Genomic DNA, 10,493 nt, shown 5'->3' on the forward strand with positions numbered 1-10,493 from the left:
GCCAGAAGGCTCATGTGTTTTTTACAGTGATTAACTTTGGTTTTCTGAATCTTGCTCATGGTTATTGCGGTAGTACTCCCACTGTTCAATGCGCTCGCCGTCATCGAATACACAGTAAGTTGTACGCTGATTGTTTTCAGTAACCGTGTCTAATTCACCGTCTTGTTGAACACAATAAACCGCTGCTGGGTTAGCGACTGAAACACGTTGGCCCTCGCTATATTCTGCATAGTCGTTTGCACAACCGCCTAATACAACGGCACATACAGCCATCAAACCAATTTTCTTCATGTCTATCTCCTACGTGATAACTCTATAATCGAATGCGTTAAGTTCTACAGAACCAAATGAGAAGCTCTATGAAATTAGTATATTTTAGATTTCAGAAAAGGTTGTCCTAATTTGGTCAAGATATTGAAATAGGTTGATATTTCTTCATGTTTAACGACTTTTTGAGTGTTAGATCAAGCTAAGTGGATTCAAGTTACCGTAGGAATATCCCCGTCCGATCCGTTCTGGTTAGCGGTTGTGAACCTCGAATCTATTGATGATTATGATATGATGCCGCCAAATTCAGTAGAGCAGTCAGAATCATGAGACACCTAAAAACAACCATCCATCCTGATATCGACCATCTAGACAATAAAACGGTCTATAAGCGCAACGCTGCCCGTGCCATTGTGTTAGATGGTGAAGACATTCTGATGCTGTATACAGAGCGTTATCACGACTACACCATTCCTGGTGGTGGTTTGGATGAAGGGGAAGATGTGATCGCAGGTATGGTTCGTGAACTCGAAGAAGAGACTGGCGCGAAGAATATCCATAGCATCAAGCCGTTCGGCATTTTTGAAGAGTTTCGTCCTTGGTACAAAGATGATGCAGACATGATGCACATGATTTCTTACTGCTACTCATGCAAGATCGATCGTGAGCTTGGTGAAACGGCTTACGAAGATTATGAAGTGAAAAACGGGATGAAACCGGTGTGGATTAACATTCATGACGCAATTGCTCATAACGAGAAGACTATGGCCGAGAGCCCTAAAAAGGGCATGAGCATTGAGCGGGAAACGTTTCTGCTGCATTTAGTAGCGAAGGAAATGCTGTAGGCTAAAAACGTTTGAAAGCCCTTTTAAACGCTAAATAACATTCTCTGTCGCCACTTTGTCGCCACTTTTGGGCGGCAAAGAATTCAGAGGATTAAAGTGAATAGCATCGCTCAGATGGCTCGGTGCAAAATGAGAATAACGCATCGTCATTGAAATATCGGTGTGACCTAAAATGTTCTGCAATACCAAAATATTCCCTCCATTCATCATAAAATGACTTGCAAAGGTATGGCGTAAAACATGCGTTCCTTGCCCTTTGGGTAAATTAGGCAATGCTCGAGTAAGCCATTTATAGACAGTGCTATATGCACAGCTAAATAAACGACCTGATGTGTCTTTGTGAATCAGTTGATAAAGTTCTTCTGATATAGGCACTGTTCTATTTCGTTTTCCCTTGGTGTTGATGTAGGTCACTTTGAATTTAGAGAGTTGAGCTCCTTTTATCTCGATAGCTTCTCGAATCCTCGCCCCTGTTGCTAGGCACAGTTTTATTATGGCAGTGAGATCTTCACTCATTGGGCTACTTTTTACTTCATCAAGTAGGTGATTGATCTGATCGACGGTTAGAAACGCTAATTCCGGCTCTGAAGTTTTAAGTTTTCGGAGATCAGCAATAGGGTTTAGGCCTTTCCACTCCTTCAAGCGAATAAGTTCGCTAAACATACTTTTAAGCCAGATAAGGTCATGGTTATGTGTGGCAATAGAGATAGGTTGATTTGTTGCGAGTTTATCTTTGTTACGACCTTTATAGATGCGTTTTGCGCGGTAATGAGCAAGCATTCGTTCATTCAGCTGATTCGCGATAGGGTCATTTAAAGCTTCGCATACGATTTCCATTCTTCGCTTCGCCCTAAGTCCTGATTTGGTGTTTACACCATGTAGTTGGTACCAAAGCTCAATAAGTTGAGAAAGCCTGCGATGATCCGGCTTGTCACCCATCCAGGGCTTATCGTCAATCTCCTTCATTGTGTGAAGCTCAAAAGCCTTGGCTTCACCCTTAGTTGCGAACTTTTTACGAACACGCTTCCCCGATCGCCCGTTTGGGTAACATTCGCAGATCCAAGGTTTGGTTGAGGCATCTTTTAAATTGCGGATAGTCATAATAAAGCCTAAAGTAACTGTATATAAAAACAGTATAATCCGAGCTAAAACGTAGAACAATGTTTTATATCGGACAAAAGGCACAGGTTAGACACCTTTCTCAAAGTGCTAAGAAAGTTAATAGGTTTGCTATGTATCAATCAATTCATGTGACTGCTGGTTACAGTCATTTAAAAATCAACAGTGATGGTCCAATTGGGATTAGTAAGAAGAACCAAGGAGTGATTGATGCGCTTTTGAAGCTTGGTAACCGTTTTACGGCGCCATTTGGTGGGTTTATAGAAGCCGAAAACGTGATCGGCTTGAAGTGGGTGAAACTGGTCGATATTAAGTATCTGTGCACAGATGAGGAAGCCGAAACTATCGAATACGTGATACAAAAAGACCACTATGTAGTGGGGACGTATCAAGACCGGAAGTTATACATTTTGTTGTTTGGTGGGGAGCCAAAGCACCATCAGATCAAAGGCCTTGAACAAGATGGGAAAAACAATGTGTTTGGGTTGTTTTGAACTGTAGCTTTGAGTGTCGTCTCATAAGAATAAAGCCTAGTTTATTACTAGGCTTTATATGGGTAGTTTGATGATTTTTAAAACAAATCTTCACTGAGTTGAGTGAGCTTTTTGCCTTTGATGTAGTGCTGAATTACTTGTCTTGGGCAAACATATAAGCATTTGATAGCTGGGTATTCAGTGTCTTCAAGAGTGCCAGTTTGTCTATTTTTCATATGTGCGCTCGTTATTACTCCACTTTCACCAGGGAAAATAAAAGCATTACTTACTTGCGCTGAATCGCTATAAACACCTAATGCTTTAGCATAAAAAAACTGCTTCACTAGATCGGGCCAACCAGGTGCACTCTTGGTACTTTTTCTTGTTTCGTAGTACTTTGCATCCGCAACCGCGAATTGGTCTGTATTTGGTCTTCGTAGTACTATGTCAGTTCTTTGTCCTTTCGATGGTGCTTCAACTATGCTTCCGTCATTTAACTTATAAGCTGGAATTGGTAGTTCGTTGTTAACTTTGACTGTCCAATTTAAAGTATTATGTAGCATGTTCTCCCACATACCGTGGAAGTGCTTCATCCCCATAACAAAACTATTGTGGTTTTGTCCTCTAGTTTCTTCAAGGAAATCGACCAAATGGTTAATCAGTTCAATATCTCGAGTAGCATAGTGGGAATGACGCTGAGCCTTCAGATGTAAAATTTGAGAAAAAGTTTTTCCAGATGGTGCAGGAATAGATTGAAGAGAGCTTGATATATGAGATTTCTTAGAGGAAATAAGCCAACTGAACTGGTCATCTAACTTACGGATAACATCAGCATGGATTTTCGAAATCTCATCCCCTATAAATCGATAGTTCAATTCCCCATCGATATCTAAGTAAATAGGGCCATTGTCACATAGGAAGGCTGTCCGCTTGCTTATGGTCTTTCTCCAGTTGGGTTTACCACTATTTACAATCATCCTTTGTTTACGTTTACAAAATAAACCGTTAATTCGAAAGTCATTCAGTAGCCACACAATAGCGCTAAGCCGACTTAAACCAGAAAACTCGCTACCTTCGTCATCGGCGTTGACTTGATTTTTCTTAGTTGTGGAGTAACGATGAATAGCTGCCATCATTTCCGATGCTATTTTGATCTTTATTTCTTCGTTAGATGCAGAGATACGTGTAGCTCGAGGCAAAAAAGCATTAATCTCTCCTTCGGAGTAGACCAATCCGCAGAAAGACACATTTTTACCGCCACTCGTGACTAAACCTCTTTGTTTAAGTTCAATCTGTAGCTCTTTGTCTAAAGTTCTAAGAGGTGCTCTATCGTTGTGTAGAGCTAAACTTAACGTCATAGATAGCCTTATGCTTGCTCTTCTTGAACTGAAGTAAGCTGATATAGTGTCTCAGAGATGCTTTCTCTTAAAATGCTATTACCTGCGTCATACGCTTTGATTAACTGACCATATGTAGTGAGCTCTACTTCATAGCCATCAACTTCAATATAGTCGGCGAAAACAGTCCCTCGCTGACCGTGACGAAGAACATCATCCCAGAGGTACATGAATAGTTTGCCTTTTAGAGCATTTTTGCCGTTTTCATTAAGCTCTAAGTCATCAAGGAATCGGTGGCCAAGTAATTTGTCCTCAGGGATATGATCTTCAGCCAAAGCTTCATTAATTGTTTTAGCGAAATCTTTCCATTTAACTTGTTTCGTCTCAACTTCACCAGTGGGGGTGTCAAGTGGTAAGGGGAGGGTGCCATTTGCGGCATTGCTATAGTCAAGAGGTAAGTATTCGAATACCCACCTCCTCTTGAAGGCTGTATCTAAAGGCATGACTGCTTGGTCACTACTGTTCATCGTTGCTAAAATCGTCAAATTAGACGGAATTTTTAGTTTCTTAGACGGAAAGTAATTACGAGAGTTCTTGTTTAGATATTCTAACCAGTCGGGGTCCGAGATATCTATACTGTATTTACTTTCACATGTTTTAGTTCTATCTAAGAGTTGGAAAACTTCACCAAAAGCTGCTGCGGCAGATGCGCGGTTAATCTCTTCTATGATTAATGTACAAGTATGCTCTGGGTTATTGACAGCCATTAGTAACGCGTTAGTAAAGCTTCCAGGTCGAAACTCATACCTAACTTTGTCTTCGAACATTATAGGTTTTAAGCTTCCGACAAAATCGTTGTATTGAGTGTCGGGATGAAAAACGGTTCTCATCGAATATTGTTCGTTTGTGATTTTGTCAATGGTATGGCTTTTCCCCGTACCAGGAGCACCATAGTATATTTTATTGAAGCCAGTTTTTACTCTTTGAGCTTCAACTATTTCTTGAGGGCCAAGTATCTGTAGATAAGTCTGGTCATTTGGAAGCTGACTATCTAAGTAAGTAATTGCTGTAGCAAGGTTCTCCTCTGTGAGAGGCATCGACTTTTCTCTATAATCGTCTAGCTGATTAGCTACAGTGAGTACTTTGTTTATTAGAGCATACAGAGGTAACGTCTGTACTGTTGATAAGGCATTAACAACATTATTAGAAATATGAGTTGAGAAAAGTGTACGCCATGTACCTTCAACGTAGTCGGACTTTTGTTCAAATTCGGCAAAGTTGGTCAAAATATCAGTCAATGTTTCTGATAGTTGTCGGAGTGTAATAGAGAAGTATTTGTAACCACCTCTACGGCCAGTATTTGAAAACTCGATGGAAGGAGCTAGTTCCTGGTATGATAGCGTCATTTCACTGGTAAGTGACGAACAGCTCGTTATGAAATCATCAATTCTAATACTCAAAATAAAACCTCTTTCTTGACTGTTTATATACACAGTGCTAGCATGCCCGGACTAAAACCGGATAAGTTGTGTATTTAATGACTGTTGTGACTGAATCGAAAGCTGAATATATCAAAAAAACGCGTGAAAACCTTGGCTTAGGGCGAACAGAGTTCGCAAATTTGCTAGGAATGAACTCTACAGGCGAAAGAACCATCAGAGGTTGGGAAGAAGGCGAACATCATCCGTCTCCACTAAAACTAAAATCTATTTCACAATTGGAAGAGACATTACGTGAGAGTTATGAGAATGCGCCGTTTCGCCATGATGAAAACATTCCAACTAAATTTGAGTTTATAGATTTATTTGCGGGTATCGGTGGCATCCGTCTACCTTTTCAAAACCTTGGTGGTAAGTGTGTATTTACTTCTGAGTGGGATAAGTTTGCCCAAAAGACATATCTTGCCAATTACGGTGAAATGCCTAATGGGGACATAACTCAGATTCCTTCGAAAAATATCCCGCCCCATGATGTGTTACTTGGTGGCTTTCCTTGCCAAGCATTCTCTCAAGCTGGCTTGAGGCAGGGTTTCAGTGATACTCGCGGTACAATGTTTTTCGAGATTCAGCGTATTTTAGCTGAAAAACGACCAAAAGCTTTTCTACTTGAAAACGTTAAGCAGCTTCAAGGGCATAATAAAGGCGAAACGTTAAAAACGATCCTTTCAATCCTCCGAGGAGAATTCGAGCAAGAGATCCCTGAAGATGTCCCTATGAGTGAAGATGCTCGTAATGCATTGTCTCAAAATCTGAATTATTGTGTTGATGTTAAAGTACTTCGAGCAGGTGACTTTGGTATTCCTCAAAACCGTGAACGTGTATTCATTATTGGTTTCGATAGAGATCACTATGGTTTAGAGCAATCGGTTAAACTTGAAGATATCTTCAATTGGCCAGTAGGTAGTAAGGAAAAAACTAGAGTAGGTGATATTCTTTTGAAGCCAGAAGAATTTGCAGCTCTTGAAGATAAGTACACCATTTCAGACAAGCTTTGGGCTGGTCATAAAAAGCGTAAGGAAGATCATAAAACTAAAGGTAACGGTTTTGGTTACTCTCTGTTCAAGGCTGAAGATGCTTACACCAACACCATTAGTGCTAGATATTATAAAGATGGCTCTGAGATTTTGATTGATCAAGGTGAAGGTGAGAACCCTAGGAAGTTAACACCAAGAGAGTGTGCAAATTTACAAGGCTTCCCTAAGAACTTCATTGTAGATGCTGTGTCACATGGGCAAATTTATAAACAGTTTGGCAACTCTGTTTGTATGACTGTTATTGAAGCATTAGCTGAAGAAATTACGAAGACGATGACGAATAACGCATCGACGAAGTAGAGTTGATTTGACACAAAAAAAGCCACGTTAGTGGCTTTTTTATTGAGCAACCGAGATTGCTCTTCTTTAATTTGGCTCAAGCACTATAACACTTAGGTTCGTTTTTATCCATTGATTGGAGAATGATAAACGTTTCGAGAAATTTTTAGATGCCATTATGCTCAAAAAATTTCTTTGATAAAGTCGGATGCCTAGATAAAAACTTTTCAATTTGAAATCTGTCCCATGTTTCCGTAGCAATTGATTGGTTCGATGATATTCCATCTAATCTGTCGAATAATGTTGCATCTATATAGCAGTTACACATCAGACCGTACCCTTTTGCGCCGTATTGTCCGATAACATCAGATATGCTGCCAACATTAATAGCTGTGACCGAACGGTTAGTATTCTTACTAAATTTGCATTGGAATATATATTTTTTAGGTGGAGAACCAACGGATTCTTTAGTCCAAATCTCTATATCTCTCCCACCATCTCTGGACTTTGATTTGCCCATTTTACGAATTGTATTCCTATCAAATCGACTGTGATGGTAAATTACGTTCCAGCATAATTGCTCAAAAATCTCCTCATCAATACTTAACCAATCAATATAATGTTCTTTGCTAATCTGAAGTTCGTCGTAAATACCACTAGAGAGAGTTGTAAGCACTGACCCAACGTTTTCAGACTGTTTCTTGGTTTGAGGCTGAATGTCAAACAGCACAACACTGCAAGTTGAAAAATTAAATACAACGAAGTCAGCAAACTCAGATACTAGAACCGATGCTCTTTGCTCCAAGTTCGAAAAGTCTGCTTCATCACCCTCGATCTTTTGGGCATTAGCACCATAGTTTTTAAACTCAGGAGTCGATACGAACAATTCTGAATGTAGGTTTCCTAATCTTTCTTGGAAGTCATCCTTATCAGAAGAGTATTCGGAGTAACAAGCAAGAGCCTGTATTACAGACCCAAGGGGTATTTCAATGACTTTGTCTTCAGCTAGAACATATGAGGTATTTTTACAATGAATAAACTCCCCCTCTAAGAGGAGCGTATCTTTCGAATAACCAAAAAGTTCAAGTGCAGTTGATACTTGTAAGAACTCTGGAATTATCCAAGTATTTCTAGAAATCAGAACTTTATGATCCATGCCCGTACAGTAGGCACTCTCCCAAAAACCGTATTCTCGTTCTGGGTGGTCATTTAAATCTGAGCCGAAAGTGGTTCTTCCACATTCGTAATAAGCACCGTTTATTAGGTTGGAAAAATAGTCTTCAAGAATACTTGGATAACGCAGTGGTTTATTCATCATCTCAAATTCATGACGAAGAACATTGTCTCTGACTTGGTTGAACGAATCTGAATTTGCTATTTCATCATCTTCAGGGTAACGGACAGCTAAAGCAAGCTCCTTTAGAGTGGTAGAAAGGCAACTGTGAGAAAAATCGGAGATATCTATTTCGAACACGTATGCGTAGGGAAGGAGACGAATATGTCGTAGTTCGGATGTCTTTCCTAGTTTAGATAATGTTTCAAAAGCAAATGAAGCATCCAAGTAGTCTGAAATCATATCAAGATAGGACCAACATCTGCGAATAGGAGCTTGTACTGTTACAACATTAGATTGAATTAACTGCTCTATTTCGAAAGAGCTTAAAGTGCCGAGGTTAGGGTCATCTAGGTTTATTGTAACATTGGTTAGTTCTCTAACTCCCATCACCTCTTCTCCATCACCAAAGCAACTCTACCCACAACCCTCACTTCATCTTCTTCGACTGTTAGTGTCGAGCCGTTAAAGCTGATCGCTAGTTTCTTGCCTGGTAAACGCTGAATATCGTTTAGAGACAGTAGGCCGTCCATATCCACTAGGTAAGTGCCGCTTACTGCTTGGTGAACTTCTTTGTCGACAATGAATGTAGTCCCATCGTGCTCGATGCCCATTACATTCAGAACCCCAAGTTTGTCTAAGTAGCTCTTATCAAAAGCTAACGTTTCATTTCCCACAAGCTTTCCATTCGCCAGAGTGAAGTAATCGACATCAAAAAGTGTCTTAGCTTCATTTTTTTTAGACGTATGTTCTTGGACTACTTGATCAGGGAAAGCTTCGCCTTCTCCTAAAGCCAGATATTTGATTGATGCGCCAGTCTTCAAATGAAGTCTCAAAATCACTTCAAAGGGAGTTAACTCTCGCTGGTGCCACGTAGATATTGTCCCTTTTGAAATGCCAAGTACGTCTCCAAGGGACTTGAAGTCTCTCGTTTTCGTGACTTCCTTCATCCTTTCTGTAACTTCTCGGCCGCCAATGTATTCAAAAGGTGGTATTTGCTCTTGTAATTCACTCATAGGAAGACTATATTTTCACTCAAATGATGACTGGACAGTGCGGGGTGCGACCCTATTGTCCGAAATGAAACACTCAATAACACAACAGGATATCACTATGCTCTCATATCAAGTAGTCCTAAATACGCCTTTCATGACGTACGACCAATACTCTCAGTTCTCTGGAATGCCTAAGCGCACCATCATGGATTGGGTAGCCGATGGCCGCTTACCTATTAAAACTAAAGCAAAAGGTAAAGAAACCCCTCTCATCAATATGATCGCCTTAGTTGAAATGGCGACTCGTGAAGCCATGGAAAAGTTGGGGTAGGCCGTCATGCGTTTATCTTCCCTAATTCCAACCAAAGAGTATTGCCCCTTATGGCTCAATGCTCTTGGTTGGGGCTTCGTTTTCGTCCCGTTTGTCCTCAATTGAGTATTGGTTATGAACGAAATTGACTCAATGTGCGAATTCCGTGGCTCTAAACAAAAGGCATTTAACGAAGCGTGTTGTGCATTTGCGAACTCGGAGAACATGACCAAGTTAGCAAAGGCCGTAGATATGAATGCCACTATGCTGCGCAATAAGCTCAACCCAGAGCAGCCGCACATTCTTACCAGTGTAGAACTTGTGATGATCACCAAGGCGAGTGGCAACTTCACCATTCTTAATAGCCTTTTGCTTGGCCTCGGTGTGGTGACCGCACAAATCCCCAACGATGCAAGTGAAGAAACTTTCATTAAACGCGCATTAGAAAACGCGATGCACTCCGGTGATTTATCTCGCATGGCTTTAGAACATGCAGGAAATGATCGCCTTAGCCGCACTAACAAACACGTCATTATCCAAAAGGCACAAGCGGGTATTAGCAACCTTGTGCTTCTTATCAACGATATAGAAAGCCGCACAAAAGGCGTTTCCCCATTCTTAGCTATGAGTGTGGATTTGGTCACCAATGGTTCGGCTATTCCCAGCTTAAGTTAGAGGAAAATAGTATGTCAGTTGCAACAGTCGAACATTCAAACCTAGATGTACCACCGCTAGAAAATCCATGCCCTGATTTGCCTTGTTGGTCTTTGAACCGTGAGCAAAAAGAACGTGGCCTTTCAGCATTACAGCGCACGCGAAGAGAACTTGGCGAGCGCAAACTAAAGCCGCTTCGCTCAAAGCGTGAAGAGTTACAAGCTCAGTTTTCCAAGAGTGATTGCCGTGCTGAACAAATGCGCCTTTCACGGGAAATTAACCGAATTGATGCCAACGCGCAGGATGTACTTTCGCGCTGGTCATAACCCAGTTACACCTAAGCAAATC

Annotated in this window: 12 protein-coding genes; 6 read left to right on the plus strand and 6 right to left on the minus strand. The window is 40.8% G+C overall.

The features are described 5' to 3' along the window. Window positions 1–30: 30 nt before the first annotated feature. Window positions 31–291 (minus strand): DUF333 domain-containing protein, encoded by a 261-nt coding sequence (locus AB4154_RS11410; protein WP_017059521.1) that lies wholly within the window; start codon window positions 289–291, stop codon window positions 31–33. Window positions 292–593: 302 nt separating this feature from the next. On the opposite strand from AB4154_RS11410, the gene AB4154_RS11415 reads away from it, so the two are divergent. After that, window positions 594–1,112: an NUDIX hydrolase gene (locus tag AB4154_RS11415; RefSeq protein WP_017079685.1), complete on the plus strand. Its 519-nt coding sequence runs from the start codon at window positions 594–596 to the stop codon at window positions 1,110–1,112. A gap of 30 nt (window positions 1,113–1,142) precedes the next feature. On the opposite strand, the gene AB4154_RS11420 is transcribed toward AB4154_RS11415, so the two are convergent. Next, the gene (locus AB4154_RS11420; RefSeq protein WP_171732829.1) at window positions 1,143–2,213 is read right to left on the minus strand and encodes a tyrosine-type recombinase/integrase; all 1,071 of its coding nucleotides are present in this window, start codon (window positions 2,211–2,213) and stop codon (window positions 1,143–1,145) included. Between the two features lie 131 nt (window positions 2,214–2,344). Between AB4154_RS11420 and AB4154_RS11425 the strand changes: the two genes are divergently transcribed. Further along, window positions 2,345–2,725: a hypothetical protein gene (locus tag AB4154_RS11425; RefSeq protein WP_171732842.1), complete on the plus strand. Its 381-nt coding sequence runs from the start codon at window positions 2,345–2,347 to the stop codon at window positions 2,723–2,725. 77 nt (window positions 2,726–2,802) lie between these two features. On the opposite strand, the gene AB4154_RS11430 is transcribed toward AB4154_RS11425, so the two are convergent. Further along, entirely contained in the window at window positions 2,803–4,062 is a 1,260-nt protein-coding gene (locus tag AB4154_RS11430) for an LlaJI family restriction endonuclease (protein WP_372123053.1), read from the minus strand. A gap of 8 nt (window positions 4,063–4,070) precedes the next feature. Continuing rightward, on the minus strand, window positions 4,071–5,501 hold the full coding sequence (locus tag AB4154_RS11435) for an McrB family protein (RefSeq protein ID WP_372123055.1): 1,431 nt from the start codon (window positions 5,499–5,501) through the stop codon (window positions 4,071–4,073). 77 nt (window positions 5,502–5,578) lie between these two features. Here AB4154_RS11435 and dcm point away from each other — a divergent pair, with 77 nt between their 5' ends. Continuing rightward, complete coding sequence (gene dcm / locus AB4154_RS11440; protein WP_372123116.1) at window positions 5,579–6,874, plus strand: DNA (cytosine-5-)-methyltransferase; 1,296 nt, start codon at window positions 5,579–5,581, stop codon at window positions 6,872–6,874. Window positions 6,875–7,019: 145 nt separating this feature from the next. Here dcm and AB4154_RS11445 read toward each other — a convergent pair whose 3' ends face one another. Continuing rightward, a complete protein-coding gene (locus tag AB4154_RS11445) occupies window positions 7,020–8,576 on the minus strand; it encodes a hypothetical protein (RefSeq protein ID WP_372123057.1) in 1,557 nt (518 codons plus the stop codon). Next, window positions 8,576–9,202: a phage repressor protein CI gene (locus AB4154_RS11450; RefSeq protein ID WP_372123058.1), complete on the minus strand. Its 627-nt coding sequence runs from the start codon at window positions 9,200–9,202 to the stop codon at window positions 8,576–8,578. The genes AB4154_RS11445 and AB4154_RS11450 overlap by 1 nt, the downstream gene beginning before the upstream one ends. Before the next feature lie 97 nt (window positions 9,203–9,299). On the opposite strand from AB4154_RS11450, the gene AB4154_RS11455 reads away from it, so the two are divergent. From AB4154_RS11455 to AB4154_RS11465, 3 genes are all read left to right on the plus strand, one after another. After that, window positions 9,300–9,512 (plus strand): hypothetical protein, encoded by a 213-nt coding sequence (locus AB4154_RS11455; protein ID WP_004742462.1) that lies wholly within the window; start codon window positions 9,300–9,302, stop codon window positions 9,510–9,512. Between the two features lie 114 nt (window positions 9,513–9,626). Then, entirely contained in the window at window positions 9,627–10,166 is a 540-nt protein-coding gene (locus tag AB4154_RS11460) for a phage regulatory CII family protein (protein WP_372123060.1), read from the plus strand. An 11-nt stretch (window positions 10,167–10,177) separates the two neighbouring features. Next, the gene (locus AB4154_RS11465; protein WP_017079692.1) at window positions 10,178–10,471 is read left to right on the plus strand and encodes a hypothetical protein; all 294 of its coding nucleotides are present in this window, start codon (window positions 10,178–10,180) and stop codon (window positions 10,469–10,471) included. Window positions 10,472–10,493: the final 22 nt, after the last annotated feature.

The sequence above is a fragment of the Vibrio sp. 10N.286.51.B11 genome, assembly GCF_041469245.1.
Lineage (GTDB): Bacteria > Pseudomonadota > Gammaproteobacteria > Enterobacterales > Vibrionaceae > Vibrio > Vibrio crassostreae_C.